A 26,597-nucleotide genomic window follows, 5' to 3' on the forward strand; every position below is an offset into this window, starting at 1 on the left:
ATTTTTAGTTTGAATTTATTTATAATGTTAAGTAGAAAAATTTTAAGGAGAAGTAATAAATAATGATTTCAGTAAATGATTTTAAAACAGGTGTTACTATTGAAGTAGATGGTAACATTTGGAAAGTATTAGAGTTTCAACATGTAAAACCTGGTAAAGGTGCAGCGTTTGTTCGTTCTAAATTAAGAAATATGCGTACAGGTGCTGTAAACGATAAAACATTTAGAGCTGGTGAAAAAGTAGCAAAAGCTCTAATAACTAATGAAAAAATGTCATATCTTTATTCAACTGGTGAAAGCTATGTATTTATGAATAACGATACATTTGAACAAATAGAAATCCCTGAAGCTAATATTAAATATGAATTAAATTTCTTAAAAGAAAATATGGAAGTTTCTATTTTGATGTTTGGTAGTGAAATTCTTGGAGTAGATTTACCTACAACTGTAGAATTAACTGTTACAGAAACTGAACCAGGTGTTAAAGGAGATACTGCTACAGGTGCTACTAAGTCTGCCACGGTAGAAACAGGATATACATTGCAAGTACCTTTATTTGTTAAAGAAGGCGATGTTTTAGTAATTAATACTTCTGAAGGATACTACGTATCAAGAGCTTAATATAACAATAATGTAACACTTTTTGATATGTAATTAATAGGAAAGAAGGACATAATGACTATAGCACTAAAACCGGTAATTCAAGAAAAAGATATTTTTCATTTATGGGAAATAGGGTTTTCCAAAGAAAATCCAGAATGGTCAAAATGGAATGGACCGTATTATGATGATTATAAAGCATATAAATATGAACAATTTAAAGAAACATTAACTTTTTATAAAAATACAGAATATAATCAAGGAATTTTTATCGACGATGTATTGGTAGGAATGGTATTTAGATTTTGGGAAGATAAAAAAACAAGATGGCTTGAAATAGGTATTGTTATTTATGATGAACAATATTGGAATAAAGGTATAGGAACAATTGCTTTAAAACAATGGATAACTGATACTTTTAGTGAATTTTCTGAAATTGAACATATTGGACTAACAACATGGTCAGGTAATTACCGTATGATGAAAGCAAGTGAAAAACTAGGACTAAAACAAGAAGCATGTATTAGGAAAGTAAGATATTGGCAAGGTGTTTATTATGATAGTGTCAAATATGGCATATTACGTAATGAATGGAAAAGTATATAATATCAATTTATAAATACTAAAAAGTAAATATTACTTGCATATATAATTACACTATGCTATAATGATTATTGTGTATGTAGTAAATGTTATGAATAAACTATTTCCAAAAGGAGGATTAATTCATGGCAAAAGTTTGTTACGTTACTGGACGTAAAGCTCGTTCAGGAAATACTCGTTCACATGCAATGAACGCTACAAAAAGAAAATTTAAAGCTAACTTACAAAAAGTTACTATTTTAGTAGATGGGCAACCTAAAAAAGTTTGGGTTTCTGCTCGTGCTTTAAAATCTGGAAAAGTGCAACGTGTATAATTGATAACATAAAACTTTAAACTATTCAAGTTATCTTGAATAGTTTTTTACTTTTATATGTAATTATTAAAAAGAAAGGAGGAAAGTATATGCCATACACTTTTTTAATAATTATAATTGTATTGTTACTGACAATTTTTATTTATAACTATTTTATTTTGTTTCGAATTATTAAACTAATACTTCCTAATAAAAAAATAAAACTATTAACATTTATTTTTAATGTCTTAGCATTTGTTCCTTTAATATTCTATCCATTGAGTAGCTGGTTTATTTTTTTATTCTATGTTTTATTAATTTTCATTATAGTAGATATATTTTTATTTATGTTAACTAAAGTTATTAAATTTAGATTACCAAAAAAAATATATACAACAATAATTTTAATACCATTTCTTTTATCTACAATAGTAACTAGTTATGGATATATGAATGCACATACTATAACTAAAAAAGAATACAATATAACTAGTGAAAAACTAACTAACGATAACTATAAAATAGGTCTTATTAGCGATGTTCATTTTGGTAACACATTTTTAATTGAAGAACTGGATACGTATAAAAAGGAGCTAAATAATGAAAATTTAGATTTTCTAATTTTAGCTGGAGATATTGTAGATGAACTAACTGAAGTAGAGGACTATGAAAAAGTATTTAATACATTTGGAAGTATAAATACTAAATATGGTGTATATTACATACATGGGAATCACGATGAAAGTAGATATTCAAATCCAACAGACAATCGTACAGAAATATTATTAAATGCTATTAAAAATTCAAATATTACTTTTTTAAATGAAGAATCTATATCTATTACAGATGATATAATTATTACGGGAAGAATAGATTATTCATATAGAAATTTGGGTGTTAGAAAGAATGCTAGTGATCTTATCAAAGATTTAGATAAAAATAAGTATTTAATAGTAGCTGATCACCAACCAGCTGTATATGAAGAAAATAAAAATGCTGGTTACGATTTACAACTATCAGGACACACTCACGCAGGACAAATATGGCCATTTGGTTATATAACTAAGGCTATTAGTTTTGACTATGGTCATTTAAAAGAAAATAATTTTGATATAATAGTTAGTTCAGGATTTGGAGTTTGGGGATATCCTATAAGAACAGAAGAAAAATCTGAATATGTAATAATAAACTTAAATAAAAAACAATAATAAAAGGGATATATAATATTTAGTGTAGAAGATAAAACTTTTATACTAAATATTATTTTTATTGCAATAATTTTGACTTTATATTATAATATAATTGTTCGCATAATACATATTATATGCAAAAATAAATGAATATTATTTAAGAGGTAATTATGAATCAAAAAGATTATTATAAACGAAAAATTAACGATAATATTAAAAATTTTCCTGAATATATAGAAGATTTTTTTGACACTTATTATGACATCTTATCTCCATTAACTTTGCATAGATATTTAGAAACTTACAATGTATTTTTAAATTGGTTGATTGTAGAAACAATTTCTGATGCTAAAGATATCAAAAAAGTATCCATTACTACACTAGAAAATCTATCAAAAAAAGAAATGGAATCTTTCTTTAAACATCTTTCTCGTGAAGAAATAAATGGAAAATATCGTAGTCAAACTACCATTAATAATTATAAGGCAGCTATGCGCTCTTTATATAAATTTTTAACTGTTACTAGTGAACAAGAAAATGGTAAACCTCATTTCGAGAGAAATGTTATGTTAAAGATACCTATTAATCGTGTCAAAGAAACATTATCATCACGTTCTAAAAAAATTTCAGAAAAAATATTTTTAGATTCTCAAGATGAAGAATTTTTAAACTATATAGAATATGATTATGAAAAAACATTATCAACCCATGCTAGAACATTCTTCTTACGTGATAAAAAACGTGATTTAGCTATATTAACTTTATTTTTACGTAGCGGTATTAGAGTTAACGAACTAGCAAATTTAAAGATAAAAGATGTTGATTACAAGAATGGTGAAATAAATGTCATAAGAAAAGGAAATAAAACTGACTCAGTATTAATAACAAATTCTGCTATTGATAAAATAACAGAGTATTTAGATTCTTTACCTTTTGAACTAGGAAGAGAAGATTATTTATTTGTAACAAAAAACAAAAAAGGAATATCTATTCGAGCTATACAAAAATTAGTTATGAAATATACAGAAAGTTATAATATTCCTATGTCCCCTCACAAACTAAGACATAGTTATGGTACAAAATTAGCACAAAAAACAAATGGTAATATACCGATTATTATGACTCAAATGGGACACTCTAATAGTGATACTTCTATGTTATATATAAATGAGTCAAAAAAGATTATTAAAAAATCTATTGAAAAACTTGACGAATAAAAAATAATCCTTAATTGTAAAGGATTATTTTTTTCTATTAAGTAGTAAGTCAGCAAAGTTATATAGCCAAGTATTATTTAATTCTTTACTTATATTTTTAGCTAGTTGTGTATGTTCACTCAAGAGTTTTCGGCACTCATTGATTCCATAAAAGCTCAAATAAGTTTTTTTATTTTCATCACTAGGTAATTTTCCTATATTTTCAAACTCTCCGTAGTAATCTAATATATCATCTTTAATTTGATATGCAATACCTAATTCGTAACCATATTGTTCAAGTAACAATAGTTCTTTATTATCTTTTTTTGCTATACGGGCTGCAAATAGTAGAGGAACTGTCAATAATTTACCAGTTTTTAAACTATGCATTTTTTTTAAATATTCTGCATCAACATCATACACTGCTTGTTTTATATCGTATATTTGTCCTGCTATCATACCAGCACTACCAGAACTATTGGCTAATATTTTTATTAATTCTATTTTTGTTTTATCAGATAATAATTTATTATTTGATAATATCTCATAAGGTAATGTTTGCATAGCATCACCTGTTAAAATAGCGACATCTACCCCAAATACTTTATGATTAGTTAACTTTCCCCATCGATAATCATCATTGTCCATAGCAGGTAAATCATCATGAATTAAGGAATATATATGAATTAATTCTATCGCAATGGCAATATCCATATAATCTTTATGATTAATACCGTAGTGTTCTAATAACGCCAAAAACATACTAGGTCTTAATTTTTTTCCATCATTTACTAATGAATACTCTATAGATTCTTTTAACGCTACTGGTATATCAAGATTAGAAATGTAATTTTTTGCAAATTCATTTATATTAATTTTTTGTTGTGCTAAGAATTTTTGTATATTATTCATTATCAAATTCCTTTGAATATTCAGCCACTTTTTTTTCTGCATCTTCTATTATAAAATTACAATTTTTAATTATTTCTACACCATTTTTATATTCTTCTAATGCATCATTTAGATTTAACTCATTATTTTCCAATTTATTAATTATTTCTTCTAGCTGTTGCATTTGATTTTCAAAATTTATTTCTTCTTTAGTCATATTAATTCCTTTCAGATTCAATATTAATAACTTCTGCGGTTATAGTACCATCCTTCATTAAAATTTTAATATTATCTCCACGATGCAAATGTGTTATAGAGGAAACTCTATTATCATTTTTATCTGACAATATAGTATATCCTTTTTGCAAAATACTAAGTGGGGAATTTCTATTAAAAATTTCTACTTGATGATAAAATCTATTTTTATAAAAATTTAATATATTAAGATTTTTATAAGATTTTTCAATATTAATTAACCTTAATTTCTCTTCTTTTATTTTATTATTAATAATTACTTCCAATTTATTTTTTTTAAAATTTAAATCTTTTAAATATTCTTTATATATATTAGCAAAATTTTTAATATAGTAATTGTTTGATAAATTATTGAGAATATTTTTATTGTAATTAATATTTTTTATTATATTTCTGTTTAATCTATCTTTTAATAAAAAGATATTATCTTTTATACTTTCTAAAGTTGTATCTGTAACTATTTCTGCTGCTGCAGTTGGGGTAGAAGCCCTAACATCTGCAACATAATCTACTAAAGTTGTATCTGTTTCGTGCCCTACTCCAGTAACTATTGGTGTTTTGCAATTAAATATTTCCCTAACAACAGCTTCATTATTAAAACTCCATAAATCTTCTATTGATCCCCCACCTCTTGCTAATATAATAACATCATGGTTCGCATTGTCTGCTAATTTTAGATTCTTTATCAAATCATTTACAGAAGATTCACCTTGAACTAATGAAGGATAGAGTGTAATTTTAGCTAACGGATAACGTCTTATTATTGTTCTTTTTATATCTTGAATAGCAGCACCTGTAGGAGAAGTTATTATAGCTATATTATTATTTATGCTAGCTATTTTTTTCTTATATTCTTGATTAAATATTCCTTCATAATTTAATCTATCACGAAGTTCTATATAGCTTTTATACAGATTTCCAATATTGTCAATTTTTAAATCTGCTACTTTTAATCTATGTTCACCATTAGGAAAATAAAAATCCAAACTAGCTTTAATTAAAACATTATCTCCTTCTTTTACAGCTCTATTTTCTTTTGAGTTAAATTTTAATGCTTTAATAACGGTATTTTCATCTTTTAAAGAAAAGTACATAGTACCTGAAGAATGGAATTTTAAATTAGATATTTCACCTTTAACATATACTTCTTTTAAATATGGATCATTTTGATATTTTCGTTCTAAATATCTATTTAATGCAGTAATAGTTAAATATTTTATTTTTTCGTTACTAGTATCCATATTATTTTGCTGCTTTCTCTACAACACTTTTCAGAACACCATTAATAAATCTATAGCTATCATCTTTTTCACTATATTTTTTTGACAATTCTACTGCCTCATTAATAGATACTTTGTAAGGTATATCGCTATACTTAATTTCATAAATAGCTATTCTTAAAATTTGCCTATTCATCTTTGATAGACGAGAAATAGTCCATCCTTTAAGATTTTCAGAAATAATATTATCTATTTCATCTTTATTTTCTATAACACTTTTCACCGTATTTACAACATAAGGATTATTTTTTATATCATCTTCCTCTAATTCAAGAACAGTGTTAAAATCAAGATCATTATTGTCAATTTGAAATAACAATTTAAAAGTAATTTCTCTTAATTCATGCCTTGTTTTCATTATAATCTCCTATTTTAATACTCTAATCCTAAGATGTTTATATTAATATTTTTTGTATTTAATTCTGTCATATTAAAAAGTGTATTGCGCACATTTTCTTGAATCTTTTTAGCAACTGAAGATATTGGGTATCCTGCTTTTATACTACAAGATATATCTATCATAAGTTCACTTTCATCAAAATATAGTTTTACACCTTTTGAATATTCTTTTCTACCTATTTTTTCTAAAGCTTCTGTCGTAAAATTTCCAATTAATTTTGAAACACCTTCAACTTCTTTTGTAGCTATACTAACTATAACAGCCAATGCTTGTGGCTTAATCTCGATTGTTCCTAATGTTTTAGTGTTCTCCATTGTATAAACCTCCTAAAATTTATAAACTCAATATTATAATATTATACACTATTATAAAGTAATAGTAAACTTGAAAAAATGTATGCATATCTTTGCATACATTTTTATTACATATTAAATTTCATTATTCTTTATAAAATATACAATATATTTATAATACACAAATATCACTACAAATATAGCTATAATTCCACTAATTCTGCAAATAAACGAAATTGAATAAATTTGATAGTAAACAGATATTTTTTGAAAAGCTGTAGCACATATAACTAGTGGGAAAGTAAAGGCAGAAAAACTAGGATAAAAATCTCTATTTAATAATTTTGGTAAATTAATTAAAATAAAAAAATAAAATATTATAGTTATAATTACAAGAAAATTTGTTAAATAATAATTTTTATCCAATACGCCTATCATATAACTAGTTAAAAGAAGTCCTCCAGGTGCTGCAAATACTGTTATAGTTGGATACTCACCAGATTTTAAATTTTTATAAATATAAACTCTGTATAAAACTATAGGTATAAGAATAAGATAATTAATTAGTGTAAAATAAAATACTTTTTCTCCCAACCATTCTAAATTGTATGTTTTAGCAGTTACTGTTATTACTGCAGGGCCTACAAAAGCTATAAACCACGTTGGATAAATATTATTAATGTTTTTATTTTTAATTACATATTTTATCAATACAATACATATTATAATAATTTGTAATAGTATAGCTGTAATCCAAGGAATTAAACTATAAACTCCTATATATTTTTCAAAAAAAGAACTTAATAAAATAATAGCCATAGGCAATGTTGCTATTACCGTTATCAAAATAGGTGTATTTATAATTTCTTTAATAATATTAGGATAAATTATAAATTTTAATAATAATAAAATGACAATCATAAGCGATAAATAACTGCATATCAATTGTATATTTTTACTATATACTTGTAATAAGTTTCCTAAGGCTACTGTTCCTAACGCAAGCCCAGATATTGGTACTGGTAATTTTTTTATAAATTTCATATATTACTCCTTAAATTTGTTATATCGTAATTTTATAATATCTTACGATAAAATTCAATGATACTAATAATAAAAAATACAAAATACTAAATAATTAGTATTTTGTATTTCAGATTATTTTGATTTGCAATTTTTCTGATGAGCTTTAATCTTTTTTATTGCCCAGTCGTAATGGCTTGATGTTCCACTTACAAAATATGAACCAAGAACACTTCCGCCAACCCATTTATAGATATTTTTTGTAAATAGTTCATCATTAGTAAATGTCTCAGCTAAAGTTAAAACTTTAATATGAGATTGTTGTAACATTTCTTTTGCTTCTTCCAAAGATGTATCTTGATATTTCTTCCAAAACTCAATATTCATATCTCCATAATTTCTCCAATTGTATGGCTTAGGAATAAATGACTTTTCTTCTCCATTTTGATTAGAATCTACCCAATTTAAAATAAGTTGATGCCATTCATAAAGATGAATTAAAATATCTCTCAAATTTTTATCTCTTTTCCAATGCGCTTCTTTTTTCTTTTCATCATATGAAAAATTAAAAGGTGTATTTAATTCTTCATATGACATTTTAGAAATTAGTGTACATAGTCTTTCATAATTTTCTTTAGCTGCTAGTATTAAATCATCTTTTGTTCTTGGTCGTGACATAATAAATACTCCTTCAATTACTAAAATATTATATTTCTAGCTCACAATATTTATATGCACTCTGTGCTGCTACTGCACCATCATTAGCAGCAGTAACTATTTGTCTAATTTCTTTTTGACGAACATCTCCAGCAACAAACAACCCTGGTATTTTTGTTGCAAGATGTTCATCTGTAGGTATGTATCCTAGTTCATCTAATATCTCTAAATTTTTAAATGATTCTGTTTGCGGATTCATTCCTATGTAAATAAATACCCCATCTACCGATAATTCTTTAACTTCTTCTGTCTTAACATTTTTGACTACAATAGAATTTACTTTACGTTCACCCTTAATTTCTACTGGAATACTATCCCATACAAACTCTATATTTTCTTTTTGAAATGCTCTTTCTTGTAATATTTTTTGTGCTCTTAGTTCATCACGACGATGTACAATAGTAACTTTATTTACTATATTCGATAAATAGATAGCTTCTTCTATAGCAGAATCTCCTCCCCCTATAACAACTACTTCTTTATTTCTAAAGAAAGCACCATCACATACTGCACAATAGCTAACTCCTCTACTTGCAAATTCTTGTTCACCAGGAATTCCTAATAATTTAGCTTCTGTTCCTGTTGCTATAATTACAGTTTTGGCTTTATACTCCTTATCTCCTGCCGTAAGTACCTTTATATTACCATCTAAATTTATATTACTAATTTCTCCAAAAGCAAATTCTGTTCCAAATTTTTTAGAATGTTCAAACATTTTTTCTGATAAATCTGGTCCAGATATTTCTTCATAACCAGTATAATTCTCTATTTCTGCTGTTGACAGCATTTGTCCTCCTGGATATTTTTTTTCTAACATTAAAACAGACATGCTAGCTCTACTCGCATAAATAGAAGCGGTCATTCCTGCTGGACCTGCTCCTATAATTATTAAATCATATAAATCTTTCATCATTTCCTCCGATCTAACTATTTATATATAGTTTTTTATCTTGTTTATTAATTAACCTATTATAAATTATAAAAATAATTCCAATTAATACTAATACTAAAGAAACTAACTGTGATACTCTAAAAACACCTATATAAAGAGAATCTTCTCGCAATCCTTCTACAAAATATCTCTCGAAACCATACAATATCATATATGTAGCAATAACTTCGCCATTATATAAATATTTTCTAATAATGATTAAAATAAAAAATGCTATTAAGCACCATAAACTTTCATATAAGAAAGTTGGTTGCCTATAAGATCCATCTATAAACATATTTTGTATTATAAAATCTGGAATAGCTAGACTTTGTAATGTCTCTTTGCTAACTATACCACCATATGCTTCGTGATTAAAGAAATTCCCCCATCTACCTATAGCTTGTCCTATTAATAAGCTAGGAGCAATAATATCTAATAATTTCAATAATGGAATATTATTTCTTCTGGAAAAAATATAAAGAACAATCAAGCCCCCTATCAATCCTCCATAAATTGCAATACCTCCGTCCCATATAGCAAGTATTTTATCAGTATTTGTTGAATAATAGTCCCATCTAAAAAATACATAATATATTCTTGCAAATATAAATGCAACTGGTACAGCAATTAATAGTAAATCTAACATTTTGTCTTTAGCTAGCCCTCTTTTTCTAGCTTCTCTTTCTGCTAAGTAATAAGCTACAAATATAGCAGAAGATACAATAATTCCATACCAATATATTGGCCTAGAAAACAAATAAAATGCAATTGGATTTATATATATATCACTCATTTATTACTCCTTTTCATTAGAAGAAGTTATTTGATTAAGTAATCTTTCTTCAAACTCTTTTGCCGTATTAATTCCCATTTTATTTAATCTATAATTAAGTGCGGCAGACTCTATTACTGCAGAAATATTTCTACCAGGTCTTACAGGAATAGTTTTTTTCTCAATTTTAGTGTTGTGAATAATTTTATATTCAGTAGTCAAACCTATTCTATCATAAGCTTTGTCATCATTCCACGTTTCAAGATGAATATTAAGATCAATTTTTTTATCTTCTCTGATTGCACCTGCCCCAAAAAGAGTCATAACATTTATGATACCAAGTCCTCTAATTTCTAACAAATTTTTAATAAGTGGTGAGCCGCATCTACCTATTAAAAATCCATTATCAAGTTCTTTTATATCAACTCTATCATCTGCAACTAAGCGATGACCTCCTTTTATTAACTCTAGCGCAATTTCACTTTTACCTATTCCACTTTCTCCTGTAATTAATACTCCTATTCCGTAAACTTCTATAAAAACACCGTGAACGGATGTTTCAGGAGCTAATTTATTTTGTAGTAAGTAAGTAATTTTACTCATTAAAATAGTTGTTACATCTGGACTACGTAAAACTGGAGTACCATATCTCTTTGCAGCATCTATTAATTCTTTTGGTACTTCTAGATTTCTCGAAATAATTATACAAGGAGTTTTTCTAGTAGCTAACATTCTAGTTCTAGTTTGTTTTTCTTTATCATTTAATAGACTAAAAAAAGCTAACTCACTAGTTCCTAATACTTGTATTCTAGTAGGCGTATAGTACGAAAAATATCCCGCAAGCTCTAATCCAGGTCTTGAAATATCAGACGATTCTATATTTCTATCAAGTTCTTCTTCTCCTACTATTACTTCTAGTTTTAATTTTTCTACTAAATATCGTGTATTTACTTTCGACATAATTTCTCCTATCTGCAAACTTTATTTATAAAATTAGAGTGGAATAAATCTTCCACTCCACTATATCACTTATTTATATTTTTTGAAAATAATTTGCCTATCATTTCCATTTATTATAGCATTAAAAATAGAAATAAATATTGCTAATCCTAATGCCGAAAGAAATGAACTTATATGAAAGTCTGGTGATAATACGTTAGAAACTAACAATATTATTAATGCATTTATAATTACTATAAAAAAACCAAACGTTAAAATGATAGGAACAATACTTATAAAAAGAAATACTGGCCTTATAAATTTATAAAATAACGTTATTAAAATAGATCCATATAAAGCATATAAAGGATTTTTTAATTGCAAACTATTTCCAAAAAAACCAGAAAAAGCCAAAATAATTAAAAAATTAACTACTATATTTTTTAATATAGATACTATTCTAAAATTGTTAGATATATTATTCATAAAAGATCAATCCTTATTTATTAAATTCCTCTGTAATTTGAGGTACAACTTGTTTTTTTCTTGATACAACTCCTTCTAGAGTCAAAACATTATTAACTAATGTTTTGTTGAATGCGTTAGATACTTTTTCTTTTTCTTTACCTAAAACTAAAACTTCAGAATCAGATGTCAAGATATTAGTAATAACGAATACAAAAGCATCTAATTCCTTATTATCTATTTCTGAATTTATTGTAGCTTCTATTTCCTCTTGACGAGAAATTACTTCATTAGCATCAACTGTATTAATTTGTGCTATTATTAATTTCTTGTTGTTCAAAATAAATTCTTTTGCATCTACACTAATTAATTCATTGGCAGTTTTTTTAATTGTAGAAGCTCCTGCTTTTAGCATATTTAAACCATACTCTTCAACATTTACATCAGCTATTTTAGCTAATTCTTCTGCTATATGTTTATCAGTAACAGTACAAGTAGGTGATTTAAATAATAAAGAATCAGATATTATAGCCGATAACATAAGACCTGCCATTTGTTTATTTATAGTTACTTCTTGTTCGTTGTATATTTTTTTCAAAATTGTTGCCGTACATCCTAACGGTTCTGCTCTGTAGTATAGAGGGGCAGCAGTTTCAAAATTAGCTATTCTATGATGATCTACTACTTCTTTTACAATAGCTTTTTCTATTCCATCAGCAGATTGTTGTCTTTCATTATGATCAACTAAAATTACTTCTTGCCCTTCTTCTACATTATCTATTAGACGAGGTATGTCTGCTCCAAAATATTCTAAAGCATATTTCGTTTCATCATTAATTTCTCCAAGACGAACTGCTTCTGTGTCCATACCTTGTAACCTTTTTAAGTTATTATACACAATAGCCGAACATATTGTGTCTGTATCTGGATTTTTATGTCCAAAAATTAAAACTTTACTCATAATAAAACTCCTTTTAATTCTATAATTCTTTTTTTGCTAATGATAAATCTACGTGGCAATATCCTGTAGGATTTTTGTCCAAATATTTTTGATGATAATCTTCTGCATCAACATAATTATTTACCTTTTGTACTTCAACTGCAATTTTTTTATCATAATTTTTTTGTAAATTATTTATAAAAGACAATGCTTCATTTTTTGTCTCATCATCAATGTAATAAATACCAGTTCTATATTGTCTACCAATATCTGCACCTTGTTTATTTATACTAACAGGATCTATAATTCTAAAATAGTGTTGGAAGATTTCATCTAAAGTTATTATATTTGGATTATACTTTAAATAAATAACTTCCGCATGATCAGTATCTTTTATTTTTTTGTATGAAGTATTTTTAGTATTTCCATTGCTGTAACCTACCCTAGTTTCAATTACTCCATCTAATTGTTGGAAATATCCTTCTACTCCCCAAAAACATCCACCAGCTAAATATATCTCCTTAACCATACTATCATCTCCTTTATTTAAACTTACATGTGTTTCATAAAATTTTCTATTTTCTACTTTATAGTTGTATAATATAGCATTAATTTCAGCACCTATAATCAGTACATAGCCCGTAAAATAAAGCCACATAACAAACAACATTATTGCACCTATAGAGCCATATGTTTTTATATAATTTGAAAAATGATCTATATAGTAACCAAACATCTTACTAAGTACAATCCAAGAAATAGTTGCAAAAAAAGCTCCCGGCATAGCATGAGAGATTTTCAACTTAACATTTGTTGCCAATACGTATAAAAATACAAATATAAAAAAAGTAAAAAATAACGGTAATAAATATGTTACATAATTCCAAATATTATAAAACTGTTCATCAAAATTAAATTTATGAAATAGTAGCCAAGTTATTTGTCGTCCAAAAACTAATAAAATTAGCATAATAAACATTGCTATCATAATTATAACAGTAAAAATAATACTAATTAATTTTACTACAAACCACATTCGTTCTTCTTTTACTCTAAAAGCAATATTAAAGGCATACATTAAACCATAAATTCCATTAGATGCTGACCACAGTGTAAAGATGATACCAAATGTTAAAAGTGTATTACTTTTATTGTTCAATACTTCACTAATCATACTGAATATATAATCACCTAAAACACCTGGTGCTAAAGTATTAATTTTCATTAATAAGTAATCTTGATTAATATTAAAATACGGTGTAAGTGCTAAAGCAACTACAAGTAAAGGTAATATTGATAATATAAAATAATAACTAAGATTAGCTGATAATAATGAAATATCATCATACATCATTCTATAATATATTTCTTTTATAAATTTCTTTAAAGTTAATTTATTTTTAGGATATTCCTCAACAAAAGAATAATTTTTCTCAGGAATAAGCATATTATAAAATAAATTTAGCTACTGTTTTAGCTACTCCATAATATTTTGGAATTGATGATAATTTAAAAATTTTATTATCATTTAATTTATTAAAACTTTTTTTGTCAACTACTACGAAATCTTTATTTTCTAAATACTCTTTATAGTTATTTATTTTTTCTAATTCTTCTGCTGAATATCTTTCATTTTTTTTCATTAATTGTTTTACTACTATTACACTCGCTAAAGTAAATAATAGAAATTTTGTTTTCTTATTCATCATTACCTCCGACTGAAAACATTATTACAACATATTATAACATTATTATATCTTTCTTTCAATTCTATTAATATAAAAAAATAAAAACGACACCGTTTGGTATCGTTAGTCATTACTTGCTTAAGCTTGATTTGTATCTTGCAGCTGCATTTTTATGTATTAAGTTCGTTTTAGCTGCTTTATCAATTTTTTTGAAAGCTAGGTTTACTAATTCTGCAGAATTATCAGCACCCTCAGCTTTTGCCAATTTAGCTTTTTTTATAGCTGTACGCATTTCTGATTTTTTAGCTGAGTTAGCAGCATTAATTTTAGCATCTTTACGTACACTTTTTACTGATGATTGAATATTTGGCATTAATTTCACCTCCTATATTTACTACTTTTACTAAGAAATATTAATTAATATTCTTAATTACGAATAATTAAGCGTTGTTTAAAAATACAACTATCTAATTCTATCATATTAATTTAAACATTTCAATAGTTTTTTGCTATTATTTTATTACCACTGTAATTTCTCCATTAGTTTATTAATAAATAAATCTAGTTGAATATACTTATCCATATAACTTGATTTTAATTTTTCATCACATTCTTTACACAACATTAAACATTCCATAAGGTTTCTTATAGAATAGTTATAAACATCTTGTGCTGCTAATTGAACCCTATACGGATGTATTCCTAATTTTATAGCAATATCTTTTTGATTATAGTTTTCTTGTAATAAAACTTTTACTTTATAATAAACTCTAAGCTGTCCTGCTATTAATGATAAAAGAAAAATAGGTTCTTCTCCTTTTAATTTTAAATTATCATAGGTACTGCTTAACTCTAAATAATTTTTTGAAAACAAGCTATTCGTTAATGCAAATACATCGTATTCTATACTTCTTGTAACTAACAATTCTATATCTTCTTTATCAATTACTTTTTTATTAGTTACATATAACTCTAATTTTTCTAATTCTCTTTTTATTCCTATAAAATCTAATCTACTAAAATCCAAGAGAAATTTAATATTTTCACTTGAAATGTATATGTCTCTTTTTTTTAAATAGTTTGTGATATAAAGTGATAGATCTTTTTCTTTAAAATTGGAAAAAGACTTTATTTCTCCTATTTCTTTAATTTTTTTTGTTAATTTTTTTCTACTATCTATGCTTTCTCCACATTTGAAGATTAAGATTACATTTTCATTTATATTATCAAAATATTCAACTAAATGAGATATATTATGCTCTACTCGAGTTTTTTTAGGTTTACTTTCAAAAAAGGTACTATTATCTGCTACAACAACTTTCTTATTAGAAAACAATCCTGTACTCTGGCATTCATAAACAATATCTTCTATGGTAGTTTCTAACATATTGTATTTTATATAAGTAAAATTATCCAATTCAGATTCTAAATATTTTTTAGCTAACTTATCTTGATATTCCAAGATAGCTTCTCTATTTTCTCCGTACAATAAATATATATTTTTCATTTTTTCCTTAACTAATTTCATATTTTTTATTATTATAATTTAATATTGCTTTACTATTATTAACGTTGATAACAATATTGTTAATTTTATAACTTCCTTCGTCCCAAAAAATTACATTTATATTTTTAAATTTTGCTAAATTTAAAATATCCTTTATTATATTTTCATCTTTAAGAGATTTCAAAACAATTACATTTTTAATTTTATTAGCTCCTATTAAATTATGTGCATATCCTATTTCTTTACTACTTTTTTTAGTAATAATTAAATAATCAATAGAATAAATACCTTCATATTTGAATATAGAATCATATTCCTTCATTATATCATAAGTTCTATCCTTTTTTCTAAAATCTTTGTAGTAATCTTGAAAATTATTTGATGTATTGATTAAATACGAAATATTATCTTTTCTCAAAAAATAAACTTGCTTATTACTTATTGATAATTCCTCAAACTTATCTTTAGAATAAAATTTTGTGCTAAATATTACTATCAACATTGAAATTAATGTAAAACCTGCTAGTTTATAATTTTCTTTATTTAAGAAAATAAGTAAAAAAAATATTAAAGAGGTTAATAGATAAATTATAAAATTTTCTTGTTTTCCTATATAAATAAGATTAGCGAAATTGAGAAACAATTTTTCAAAAAAATCATTAATGTTAAATACTATATTTAACATAGGCACAGAAATATAATTAAACAAATTTATATCTATAATAAAAATTAAATAAGAAATTAATATTAAAGGAAAAATAATTAAAGTAAAGTACGGTACAAAAACTATATTACTAATTATAGTTATAAAAGAAATTGTATAAAAATTTGTTAAACTAATTGGAATTCCTGCAATAAATGATATAAAACTTATTTTTAATAATTTTATAATACTATTATTGCTATTATTAATATATGAGCTAGACATTATTAAACAAAACGTTACTAAAAAAGAATATTGAAACCCAATATTAAAAATATAAAAAGGATTGATTAATAATAAAGTCAAAAAAGTTAAAAGTAAGGCAGATAAAGAAGAAATTTTCCTTCTGAAGATTATATATAAAATAATCATTAAACTTGCTCTCAATGTAGAAGGCTGTAATCCTGTAAAAATTGTATAAATAGGTAATATAATAAATATTAAAAAATTTATTTTAGTATCACTTATTTTAAAATAACGAAAAACTTTATAAAATAAAGAAACTAATGTCGCTATATGTAATCCTGATATTGCAAGTAAATGACTTATTCCTAATAATCTATATGATTCAAGATATTCTTCAGCCATATTACCTTTATCACCATATATTAATGCTTCAAAGTAACCACTTTTGTTAAACTTTATATTCTTTTCTATGTAATTAATAAATATCAAACGTAGACTCTGTATTTTTCTATATATGCTATTATATTTTTTATCTTGAATAGTTTTTATTTCATCAATAGTGCACAATTTAAAAATACCTTGATACTTATTATATTCTTTACTATCAAAAGAATAGTAATTTTTTTTATCTTTTATATCAGCTATTGTAGCATCTACATATAAAGTTCCACCTAAAAAGGCATTTTGAAAATATTTCTTTTCTATATCGCTATTAATTTTGTAATTAATTATCACTTTTTCATTGTTGATATAGCCGACTGTTTTTAAAAAATCTCCATTAATCGCTATATTATCAACAATTTCTATTTCATATTGATCTTTAGTATTTGCCAATATTGAATAATTATTATTTTGAATATACGTATTTCTAATAAAAAATGCCAAAAATACTACAACAAATAGTGTAATACTTTTAGCATTAATATATTGCCTATTTAATATTAATAGAACCATAAATAATATAGTCAAGAAAAGTGCTAATATTATGTTATACTTTACTAATACTGCTATTAATGACAACAATGCTAAAAGAAAAATCTTCATTGTTCCAACATACATGCTACAATTAAATCACTATTATAATTAATTTTTCGCACTTTTACTCCAGATTTTTTTAGTAATTCTTCTGCATATTCATTGTTGCGATAGTCATTAGCATAACATATTTCTTTAATACCTGCTTGGATAATAGATTTAGTACAATTTAAGCAAGGAAAATGTGTTACATAAATAGTTGCTCCTTCGGTAGATACACCAAATTTAGAACATTGCAATATTGCGTTAATTTCTGCATGAATAGTCCTAACGCAGTGTCCATCTACAATCTTACATTCAGAATCTATACAATGCTCATCTCCTTTAATAGAGCCATTATACCCTCCAGATATAATTCTCTTATCCCTAACGATTGTAGCACCTACACTAAGTCTATTACACGTTGATCTAAGTGATAACAAATGACTTTGTGCCATAAAATATTCGTCCCAACTTAATCTCTTATTCATAATATAATCTTTTCTCCTTAAACTTCAATTTCATCCTTTATTTTTTCAAATGTACCTTTTCCGATACCTTTTATTTTCATAATATCTTCTTTTTTATCAAATTGTCCTTTATTTTCCCTATAATCAATGATTGCTTTTGCTTTAGTTTCTCCTATTCCATTAATAGTCATTAGCTGTTCTTTGGTGGCAGTATTTATATTTATTATTTTACTATCAGTTGAATTATTAATAGGTGCTGATATTTTTTCTCCTACTTTAGGTACTACTATCAACATTTGATCATGAACTTTTTGACTCAAATTTATATTTGATGTATCTGCATCTTCTAATAATCCTCCAGCAACATCCAAAGCATCTTTTATTCTTTTATCTTTTTCTAACTCATAAACACCGGGATTTTTTACAGCTCCCTTTATATCAATAAATATTTTTTTAACTTCTTCTTTTTGTTCACTATCTTCTTCAGACTTGCTTTCATTTAATACTTCATAACTATTCATATCTACTTTAGGTTCGTTATTTTTCTTAAAAAAACTGAAAATTAAGAAACCTACAACTAAACTACTTATTAATGCAAAACATATAGTTTTTATATTTTGCTTAATAAAAACAATAATATCTTCTTTTTCATATTTCATATACTCACCTTGCCTTTATATTAATTTAATTATAATATATTAATTATTATTAAGTCAAAACATACCATAATAGTAACAATCGTTAAATAAAATATTCTAAAAATATATTACTTCTCACATAATAAAATTTATGTTAAAATTAGATGATATTAACTTATAGAGGTGATTTTTTGTCAAATATTTATTTAGATTACGCAGCAACATCGTTAAAACATTTTGATATAATAAAAGATACTATTAGTGAGTTAGAGAATATTTATGCTAATCCTAATAGCAATCATACTTTAGGTAAACAAAATAATACATTACTAAGTAACGCAAGAAAATTTATAGCAAAATCTATTAATGCTAATGATAACGAAATAATTTTTACATCGGGTGGTACAGAAGCAAACAATATGGTGTTGAATCATATTGCCAACAACTATAAATCTGGAGAAATTATAATTTCTAATATTGAACATCCTTCAGTATCAGAATGTGCACATAAATTAGCAAACTTAGGCTTTAAAATAATTACACTAGAAGTAAATAAAGATGGTATTATATCACTAGATGACTTGAAGAAAGCTATAACAGATAAAACTATTTTAGTATCTATTATGTTAGCTAATAATGAAACTGGTGTTATTCAACCTTTAGATAAAATATCTAATATTGTTAAAGAACATAATATATTACTCCATAGCGACATAGTTCAAGCTTTTGGAAAAATTGACATTGATGTTAAAAAATTAAAATTAGATTTTGCATCAGTTTCTGCTCATAAAATAGGAGCAACTAATAATTTTGGTTTCCTATATTCAAAAAATAATCAAATAACACCTTTAATTATTGGTGGTGGACAAGAAAATGGTATTAGATCAGGAACTAGTGATGTACTAGGTGCTGTAGTTTTAGAGAAATGTTTAGCTAGAACTTTGGATTCAAAAGAAAAACTAAAAGAATTAAAAGATTATTTTATAACTTCTTTACAAAATAATCAAATACACTTTGAAATCAATGGCGCTATCAATGAAACTTTACCTAATATATTAAATATTTACTTTCCAAATATAGAATCACAAAGGCTTATAACATACTTAGACATCAATAATATTTTTATATCTGGTGGCTCAGCGTGTAGTTCAGGTAGCATAAAAGGAAGTAAAATTATAACTAATATGTATAATCAAGAACGTGCGGTAAATTCTGTACGTATAAGTGTAGGATATTATACCACTAAAGAAATGATAGATCTAACTGTAACAAAAATAAAAGAATTAGAAAATAGAATTTTAATGCGAGGTAACTAATGACAAGAAAAAAAGTTGTTGTAGGTATGAGTGGCGGGGTCGACTCATCCGTTGCTGCATACTTACTAAAAAAACAAGGGTACGATGTTATTGGGGTCTTTATGAAAAATTGGGAAGAAAAAGACGAAAACGGAAATTGCACGTCAGATGAAGATTATAAAGATGTGATAACAGTATGCGAACAATTAGATATTCCATACTACTCTATTAATTTTGAAAAAGAATATTGGGATAAAGTATTTACCTACTTCTTAGAAGAATACAAAAAAGGTCGCACACCTAACCCAGATATTATGTGTAATAAAGAAATAAAATTCAAAGTATTCTTGGATTATGCCTATGATTTAGGGGCTGATTTCGTAGCTACTGGACATTATGCTAGAACTAAAGTTAACAATGATGAAACATTGTTACTTCGTGGAATTGACAACAATAAAGACCAAACTTATTTTTTAAGTCAATTATCACAAAATCAAATTAATAATATATTATTTCCTATCGGTGATTATGAAAAATCACAAGTTAGGAAAATTGCAGAAGAGGCTAACCTTATAACTGCTAAGAAAAAAGATTCAACAGGTATTTGCTTTATTGGTGAGAAAAATTTTAGAGAATTTTTGAGTAAATATTTACCTGCTCAAAAAGGTAAAATGGTTGATTTAGATGGAAATATTCGTGGTGAACATCACGGTCTAATGTATTACACTATTGGGCAACGTCATGGACTGGGTATAGGGGGAACAAAAGATACAGATGGTGAAGCTTGGTTTGTTTGTGGCAAAGATTTAGATAAAAATATTTTATACGTTTGCCAAGGATTTCACAATCCTGCTTTATATTCTGATAGTTTATTAGCTAGTTCATTATCATTTATATCGGATAATTACAGCGACTCATTTGAATGTACCGCAAAATTTAGATATCGTCAAAAAGACGTTAAAGTTAAAGTCAACATATTGAAAGATAATAAAGTAAAAGTGACTTTCTCTGAACCAGTACGTGCTGTTACCCCCGGTCAAGCAGTAGTTTTCTACAAAGACGAGATTTGCCTAGGTGGCGCTTTGATAGATGAAGTATACAAAGGCGAACAGAGATTGCAATTGTAAAATTCAATATGAAAAAGAGTAGATAATTATTTTATCTACTCTTTTCTTAATTATTACTATCCTACAATTTCATTTTTACAGTTTCCAGTTTCAATATATTCTTGTAAATTTTCGAAACTAGTTTCAACCATATTTAAAACTGCTTCATCCGTATAACTACCCATATGTGGTGTTATTAACACTTTAGGATACATAGCTACTAATTTTTCCACACGTTCATCTTCAATTTTTTGATTTTCTAAATTTTTAAAGAAGAATGCTGACTCTCCCTCTATAACATCAAGTCCGGCTGCAGCAATTTTACCACTTTCTAAACCTTCAATTATAGCATCTAAATCTTGTAATTCACCTCGTGCAGTATTTATTAAAATTGCACCGTCTTTCATTTTGCTTACGAAGTCTTTAGTTACTACTTTTCCGTTTTCTTTAATAAAAGGACAATGTAGAGTAATTATATCACTTTTAGCAATTAACTCATCTAATTCTACTTGTGTACAAATATGATCTACTCCTTCTTTCTTGAAGGCATCATAAGCTAAAACATTAGCCCCTAATCCTTTGAATAAAGTTGCGCTAGTTAACCCTATTCTTCCTATACCTACTACACCTACTGTACAATTTCTTATTTCTTTTGAGAACATTTGAGCATCTACAGTAAAATCTTTTTTACTAGTTTTATTTGCAGTGTAAGCTACATTTCTTAATAAAGTCATACCTAAAGTAACTGCTAATTCAGCAATAGCATTAGGAGAATATCCTGGAACAAAGGCAGTTTTAAATCCATTTTCTTTGGCATAAGCTACATCTATGTGATCTACACCTACTGTTCTAGTAAGGACATATTTAACTCCAAATTCTTTAAATAAATCTAAATTTTCTTTATTAGCCCAACAATTTCCACGCAATATTACACAATCATAACCTTTGGCTAACATAACATCTTCTTTAGTTTTCATATAATTTGGAACAAGTGTCATATCATAGTTAAACTTTTTATTAACTTCTTCAAAGATTGGTCTCTCTACATCACGAACACCATAACATAGTACTTTCATTTTGTTTCTCCTTATAAATTAATTATTAAAAAAATCCTTTTAATGCAGTTCCTACTATAATCCAAAAAATTATAGCTGCTACCGCTAATACTGTAGCTAATAATGACGCATTACTCGCTAAAAGTTGCTCTCTTTCATACTTAATGGCATATGCTACTGCAACTGTTGCTGGTGGCGTTGCTAACATTATAATAATTGCCATTACTGCTTCATAGCTCATAGGAAGGATAGGTCTTATAGCCATTATTATTAATATAAATATTGCAGGTACTATCATTAATTTTGAAAATGTATAGAACCAAACTAATTTATCTTTAACGGCATCTCCTAATTTGATATTTCCAAGGGTTATCCCTATTGCTAACCAAGCAAGCGGAGAAGATAATCCACTCAAATATTTAATTGCAGTAAATACCCAAGGAACTGTCTTATCAATTCGTAAAAATGCATAGCTTACTTCTTTTCCATTTTCAGAAATAGATACTTGAGGTAAACTACCTTGGAATATCCAAATAAGTAACCCTGCAAATGTTGCAATAATTATAGGATTTCCAAAAATAGCTTTTAAATTTTTCTTCTCAAATTTTGTACCACTCATTCTGACAAGTCCATAAGAATATAAGAATACACGATAAGCTATATTAAAAATATTAGCATATAATGTTCCAGTAGCTCCCAAAAATCCATTAATTATTGGAATTCCAAAAAATGTAGTAGACCCAAACGTCGTTAATACTGATAAAGTAGTTTTTTTATCTCCTTTTTGTTTGAAGAAAATAAGTTCTCCTAAAATTATAAGAATAACATACGATATAAATCCAAATATAAAAACATTAAGTCCTGTAGTAAAAGTTTCTTTTGTAATATTTACCATAAACGCTTGAAAAGCTAAAGCTGGTAATGTAACAGATAGCATAATATTACTAAGAACTTTTCCACTCTCTGCTCCTACTATATTTTTCTTACGAATATAATAACCTATTAAAATAATAGAAATAGTAGAAAATATTGCTCCTAAAAAGCTATTTGATAATATAATTTTACTCATATTTTCCATTAGTAAAATTCTCCTTAAAATATTATTTTTTTCGTTGTATAACTCAGTTATAACAACATAAAACATTATAACTCTATTTATCTACATAATCAAGAGATTTTCAGAAAATGATTGAAAATATATGTAATAGATATCGTTTGTTTACAAAAAACAAAAAAAGTATTAAATTGATTCAAATCAATTTAATACTTTTTAATTATAATATGTTATTATTTAAAAACATGTAATGAATTTTTAAAATATTCTAATCCTGAAGCTATAGTTAAAATTGTAGATATCCATAAAATTATTTGATCAAATGGAATTTGCCAATAGTTAAAAATTGGATTACCTAAAAGAATTAAAATTATAGCAACTAATTGTGTAATAGTTTTTAATTTTCCTAGTAAACCTGCTGCTATAACTTCTCCCTGCTCTACTGCAAGTAATCTTAGTCCTGTTACTGCAAATTCACGAGCTATAACGCATACAACCATCCAACTAGGTATAAGACCTAACTCTATCATTACAATAAATGCACTTCCTACTAGCAACTTATCAGCAAGAGGATCAAGAAATTTACCCATATTAGTTATAAGATTGTATTTTCTCGCTATATAGCCATCGATAAAATCAGTTATAGAGGCAAAGATAAACAATAATGCTGCTAGAAAAACATTATATTTTATAGGATTTCCATAAACAATAGTTATTGTTGTATCAATATTAAAAAGTAATAAAAATACAAAAACGGGTATTAGAATAACTCTAAATAATGTTATTCTATTTGGTAAATTCATATTCATAATTTAATCCTCACATAAATATAAGTTTTGGTACTGCTTAATAAACACTAAAGAAATTATAACATATATTAAATAGTGTAACAATATTTAGTGTTAATTTATTCATCATTTTCTGCATATTCAGGTTCTAAAAATACTTTTCTAGGCTTACTTCCTTCTGCTGGACCTATATAACCATCTTCTTCTAACATTTCTATAATTCTAGCAGCTCTATTGTAACCTATTTTAAATCTACGTTGTAACAATGAAGCGGAAGCTTTTTGAGTTTTGGCTATAAATAACAAAACTTCTTTATATAGGGGATCAACTTCATCACTAGAGTTAGAGTTATCCCTCGAAATATTCTCAGATGGTTGCATATTAGGATCATACTGTGTTTCTGCTTGATTTTTAATAAAATCAACTATATTTTCTACTTCTTGATCAGACAAGAAAGCACCCTGAACACGTATAGGCTTACTTGCATCTATTGATTGGAACAACATATCTCCTCTACCTAATAACTTCTCTGCTCCTGTTTGGTCAAGTATAGTTCTTGAATCGACACTAGAACTTACTGCAAAAGCAATTCTTGAAGGAATATTTGTCTTAATAACTCCTGTAATAACATCAACAGAAGGTCTTTGTGTAGCAATAATTAAATGAATGCCTGCTGCTCTTGCCATTTGAGATATACGAGCTATAGATTCTTCAACCTCTTTCGATGCAACCATCATTAAATCTGCCAATTCATCTATAATGACTACTATATATGGAAATTCTTTATATTCTTCATCACGCTCTGCTAGTTTATTATAACTTTCAATATTTTTAACTCTAGCAATAGAAAATTCTTTATATCTTTTCTCCATTTCTAAAACAACTTTATGCAAAACGTCAGCCGCTTTAATTGGATCCGTTACAACTGGAGTTAATAAGTGAGGTATCCCATCATAAATTGATAATTCAACCATTTTTGGATCTATCATAATTAATTTAACCTTGTCAGGATTATTTTTCAGTAAAATACTAGTTATAATTGTATTTATACATACAGATTTTCCACTTCCCGTTGATCCTGCTACCAAAAGGTGAGGCATTTTATCAAGCCTTGCAAAAATAGAATCTCCTGATACATCTTTACCCAAAACAACAGATAACGGTGAATTATCATCACTATTAACAAATACTTCTTTAATTGTTACTAATTGAGTTGAATTGTTAGGTATTTCTATTCCTATAAAAGAAGTTCCAGGAATTGGGGCTTCTATCCTTATATCTTTTGCTGCTAAATTCAGAGCAATATCATTGCTCAAATTAACTATTTTGCTAACCTTTGTCCCCGGTGTTGGTGAAATTTGGAATTGTATAATAGACGGACCTACCTTAGCTTTTTTAATTTTTACATCTATTCCAAAATCCTTAAAAGTTCCTTCAACTATTCTACATTTTTCCATTATTTCTTTATTAGATATTTTTTTATTTTCTATCGGATCCCTTAATAATGTTAAAGGAGGAAGCACATAATTATCATAATTTTTATTGTCTTCATAATTATAATCTATATCTTGATTATTATTAATATCAGTATTAACTTCTTGTGTATCCGCATTAAAAGTATTATTATCAATATCAATTAATATATCATCAGAATATACTTCTTCTTTATTTTTGGAAACTTTTTTACCATTATCTTGTTTTACTTCTTTAACTATTTTTTGTGGTTTAATGGATTTAAGTTGTTTATTAAAATAATTTTTTATATCATTAAATTGATTTGGGTAATATTTATTAAATAAAACTAATAAAATAACTAATATTAATGATATAAAAATTATTAACGCTCCATAATAAGATAGTAATTGAATTATAATTTTAGTAGGATATTTAGCTATTAGCCCCCCACCCCAAAAGTTAAAATTATCATTGTTAATATTTTTGTAAGATAAAAACTCATAGTTACTATGTTTTACAAAAATAATTTCTAGCAAAATATCAAAAGTAACTAATAAGCCAATAAACAAAGGAGTTATTAATATTTTTTTCTTAAAAATAATAAATATAGGAAAACTAATCAACATAATATAAATTATGTAACTAAAACTACCTGAAAATAATTTTAAAGTATTATCTAAAAACTCTCCTACTAAACCCATCCTTAACAAAGAAATTATTGATATAATAAAAACAAAAATTGATACAATCAAATCCCTTAATTCTTTAGGAAGTTTATTTATATTTAATGATTTAGATTTTGTTTGTTTTTTCTTGGTAGTATTCTTTTTCTTTTTTTTTGTAGCCAA

General features: G+C 26.0%; 30 protein-coding genes. 7 read left to right on the forward strand and 23 right to left on the reverse strand.

Going from position 1 to position 26,597, the window contains the following annotated elements; translation table 11 throughout:
• Nucleotides 1-62: 62 nt before the first annotated feature.
• The 5 genes from efp to xerS all read left to right on the forward strand — a co-directional run bounded on the left by efp (nt 63) and on the right by xerS (nt 3,902).
• Nucleotides 63-620 carry an elongation factor P gene (gene efp / locus AC1XWJ_RS01400; protein ID WP_483334042.1) on the forward strand — a complete coding sequence of 186 codons (558 nt, stop codon included), beginning with the start codon at nt 63-65 and terminating at the stop codon, nt 618-620.
• A gap of 54 nt (nt 621-674) precedes the next feature.
• A complete protein-coding gene (locus AC1XWJ_RS01405) occupies nt 675-1,205 on the forward strand; it encodes a GNAT family N-acetyltransferase (RefSeq protein WP_483334044.1) in 531 nt (176 codons plus the stop codon).
• 122 nt (nt 1,206-1,327) lie between these two features.
• A complete protein-coding gene (rpmB, locus tag AC1XWJ_RS01410; RefSeq protein ID WP_179942268.1) occupies nt 1,328-1,516 on the forward strand; it encodes a 50S ribosomal protein L28 in 189 nt (62 codons plus the stop codon).
• An 89-nt stretch (nt 1,517-1,605) separates the two neighbouring features.
• Entirely contained in the window at nt 1,606-2,703 is a 1,098-nt protein-coding gene (locus tag AC1XWJ_RS01415; RefSeq protein ID WP_483334045.1) for a metallophosphoesterase, read from the forward strand.
• Nucleotides 2,704-2,855: 152 nt separating this feature from the next.
• Nucleotides 2,856-3,902, forward strand: coding sequence for a tyrosine recombinase XerS (gene xerS / locus AC1XWJ_RS01420; RefSeq protein ID WP_483334046.1), 1,047 nt, complete (start codon nt 2,856-2,858; stop codon nt 3,900-3,902).
• A gap of 24 nt (nt 3,903-3,926) precedes the next feature.
• Here the strand turns inward: xerS and AC1XWJ_RS01425 are convergent, their stop codons facing one another.
• From AC1XWJ_RS01425 to AC1XWJ_RS01515, 19 genes are all read right to left on the reverse strand, one after another.
• A complete protein-coding gene (locus tag AC1XWJ_RS01425) occupies nt 3,927-4,793 on the reverse strand; it encodes a polyprenyl synthetase family protein (RefSeq protein WP_483334047.1) in 867 nt (288 codons plus the stop codon).
• Complete coding sequence (gene xseB, locus AC1XWJ_RS01430) at nt 4,786-4,989, reverse strand: exodeoxyribonuclease VII small subunit (protein WP_483334048.1); 204 nt, start codon at nt 4,987-4,989, stop codon at nt 4,786-4,788. The genes AC1XWJ_RS01425 and xseB overlap by 8 nt, the downstream gene beginning before the upstream one ends.
• A 1-nt stretch (nt 4,990) precedes the next feature.
• A complete protein-coding gene (gene xseA, locus AC1XWJ_RS01435) occupies nt 4,991-6,268 on the reverse strand; it encodes an exodeoxyribonuclease VII large subunit (protein WP_483334049.1) in 1,278 nt (425 codons plus the stop codon).
• A gap of 1 nt (nt 6,269) precedes the next feature.
• Nucleotides 6,270-6,665, reverse strand: a complete 396-nt coding sequence (nusB, locus tag AC1XWJ_RS01440) for a transcription antitermination factor NusB (RefSeq protein WP_483334050.1) — start codon at nt 6,663-6,665, stop codon at nt 6,270-6,272.
• A 14-nt stretch (nt 6,666-6,679) separates the two neighbouring features.
• Complete coding sequence (locus AC1XWJ_RS01445; RefSeq protein ID WP_483334052.1) at nt 6,680-7,021, reverse strand: Asp23/Gls24 family envelope stress response protein; 342 nt, start codon at nt 7,019-7,021, stop codon at nt 6,680-6,682.
• A gap of 114 nt (nt 7,022-7,135) precedes the next feature.
• Entirely contained in the window at nt 7,136-8,044 is a 909-nt protein-coding gene (locus tag AC1XWJ_RS01450; protein ID WP_483334053.1) for a TDT family transporter, read from the reverse strand.
• A 114-nt stretch (nt 8,045-8,158) separates the two neighbouring features.
• Nucleotides 8,159-8,701 (reverse strand): ClbS/DfsB family four-helix bundle protein, encoded by a 543-nt coding sequence (locus tag AC1XWJ_RS01455; protein WP_483334054.1) that lies wholly within the window; start codon nt 8,699-8,701, stop codon nt 8,159-8,161.
• Nucleotides 8,702-8,729: 28 nt separating this feature from the next.
• The gene (trxB, locus tag AC1XWJ_RS01460) at nt 8,730-9,653 is read right to left on the reverse strand and encodes a thioredoxin-disulfide reductase (RefSeq protein WP_483334055.1); all 924 of its coding nucleotides are present in this window, start codon (nt 9,651-9,653) and stop codon (nt 8,730-8,732) included.
• A gap of 10 nt (nt 9,654-9,663) precedes the next feature.
• Entirely contained in the window at nt 9,664-10,467 is an 804-nt protein-coding gene (gene lgt / locus AC1XWJ_RS01465) for a prolipoprotein diacylglyceryl transferase (protein WP_483334057.1), read from the reverse strand.
• A 3-nt stretch (nt 10,468-10,470) separates the two neighbouring features.
• Nucleotides 10,471-11,406 (reverse strand): HPr(Ser) kinase/phosphatase, encoded by a 936-nt coding sequence (gene hprK / locus AC1XWJ_RS01470; RefSeq protein WP_483334059.1) that lies wholly within the window; start codon nt 11,404-11,406, stop codon nt 10,471-10,473.
• Between the two features lie 69 nt (nt 11,407-11,475).
• A complete protein-coding gene (locus tag AC1XWJ_RS01475; RefSeq protein ID WP_483334060.1) occupies nt 11,476-11,871 on the reverse strand; it encodes a phage holin family protein in 396 nt (131 codons plus the stop codon).
• A 13-nt stretch (nt 11,872-11,884) separates the two neighbouring features.
• Entirely contained in the window at nt 11,885-12,811 is a 927-nt protein-coding gene (locus tag AC1XWJ_RS01480) for a manganese-dependent inorganic pyrophosphatase (RefSeq protein WP_483334061.1), read from the reverse strand.
• Nucleotides 12,812-12,830: 19 nt separating this feature from the next.
• A complete protein-coding gene (gene msrA, locus AC1XWJ_RS01485) occupies nt 12,831-14,237 on the reverse strand; it encodes a peptide-methionine (S)-S-oxide reductase MsrA (protein ID WP_483334062.1) in 1,407 nt (468 codons plus the stop codon).
• A 1-nt stretch (nt 14,238) separates the two neighbouring features.
• Nucleotides 14,239-14,496, reverse strand: a complete 258-nt coding sequence (locus AC1XWJ_RS01490) for a hypothetical protein (RefSeq protein WP_483334063.1) — start codon at nt 14,494-14,496, stop codon at nt 14,239-14,241.
• A gap of 112 nt (nt 14,497-14,608) precedes the next feature.
• The gene (rpsT, locus tag AC1XWJ_RS01495; RefSeq protein WP_179942283.1) at nt 14,609-14,851 is read right to left on the reverse strand and encodes a 30S ribosomal protein S20; all 243 of its coding nucleotides are present in this window, start codon (nt 14,849-14,851) and stop codon (nt 14,609-14,611) included.
• A 147-nt stretch (nt 14,852-14,998) separates the two neighbouring features.
• Nucleotides 14,999-15,985 carry a DNA polymerase III subunit delta gene (holA, locus tag AC1XWJ_RS01500; RefSeq protein WP_483334064.1) on the reverse strand — a complete coding sequence of 329 codons (987 nt, stop codon included), beginning with the start codon at nt 15,983-15,985 and terminating at the stop codon, nt 14,999-15,001.
• A gap of 7 nt (nt 15,986-15,992) precedes the next feature.
• Nucleotides 15,993-17,918, reverse strand: a complete 1,926-nt coding sequence (locus AC1XWJ_RS01505; RefSeq protein WP_483334065.1) for a ComEC/Rec2 family competence protein — start codon at nt 17,916-17,918, stop codon at nt 15,993-15,995.
• Complete coding sequence (locus AC1XWJ_RS01510; RefSeq protein WP_483334067.1) at nt 17,915-18,379, reverse strand: ComE operon protein 2; 465 nt, start codon at nt 18,377-18,379, stop codon at nt 17,915-17,917. Before AC1XWJ_RS01510 ends, AC1XWJ_RS01505 begins: the two co-directional genes overlap by 4 nt.
• Before the next feature lie 17 nt (nt 18,380-18,396).
• Nucleotides 18,397-19,017: a helix-hairpin-helix domain-containing protein gene (locus tag AC1XWJ_RS01515; protein WP_483334068.1), complete on the reverse strand. Its 621-nt coding sequence runs from the start codon at nt 19,015-19,017 to the stop codon at nt 18,397-18,399.
• 170 nt (nt 19,018-19,187) lie between these two features.
• Between AC1XWJ_RS01515 and AC1XWJ_RS01520 the strand changes: the two genes are divergently transcribed.
• Both AC1XWJ_RS01520 and mnmA read left to right on the forward strand, forming a co-directional pair.
• Nucleotides 19,188-20,312, forward strand: a complete 1,125-nt coding sequence (locus AC1XWJ_RS01520) for a cysteine desulfurase family protein (RefSeq protein ID WP_483334070.1) — start codon at nt 19,188-19,190, stop codon at nt 20,310-20,312.
• A complete protein-coding gene (mnmA, locus tag AC1XWJ_RS01525; RefSeq protein WP_483334071.1) occupies nt 20,312-21,418 on the forward strand; it encodes a tRNA 2-thiouridine(34) synthase MnmA in 1,107 nt (368 codons plus the stop codon). The genes AC1XWJ_RS01520 and mnmA overlap by 1 nt, the downstream gene beginning before the upstream one ends.
• A 56-nt stretch (nt 21,419-21,474) precedes the next feature.
• On the opposite strand, the gene AC1XWJ_RS01530 is transcribed toward mnmA, so the two are convergent.
• From AC1XWJ_RS01530 to AC1XWJ_RS01545, 4 genes are all read right to left on the reverse strand, one after another.
• The gene (locus AC1XWJ_RS01530; protein ID WP_483334073.1) at nt 21,475-22,473 is read right to left on the reverse strand and encodes a 2-hydroxyacid dehydrogenase; all 999 of its coding nucleotides are present in this window, start codon (nt 22,471-22,473) and stop codon (nt 21,475-21,477) included.
• A 25-nt stretch (nt 22,474-22,498) separates the two neighbouring features.
• Nucleotides 22,499-23,530 (reverse strand): AEC family transporter, encoded by a 1,032-nt coding sequence (locus AC1XWJ_RS01535; RefSeq protein WP_483334074.1) that lies wholly within the window; start codon nt 23,528-23,530, stop codon nt 22,499-22,501.
• A 209-nt stretch (nt 23,531-23,739) separates the two neighbouring features.
• On the reverse strand, nt 23,740-24,309 hold the full coding sequence (pgsA, locus tag AC1XWJ_RS01540) for a CDP-diacylglycerol--glycerol-3-phosphate 3-phosphatidyltransferase (protein ID WP_483334270.1): 570 nt from the start codon (nt 24,307-24,309) through the stop codon (nt 23,740-23,742).
• A 104-nt stretch (nt 24,310-24,413) separates the two neighbouring features.
• Complete coding sequence (locus tag AC1XWJ_RS01545; protein WP_483334076.1) at nt 24,414-26,597, reverse strand: DNA translocase FtsK; 2,184 nt, start codon at nt 26,595-26,597, stop codon at nt 24,414-24,416.

The sequence above is a fragment of the Gemelliphila sp. 1F1 genome, assembly GCF_056897515.1.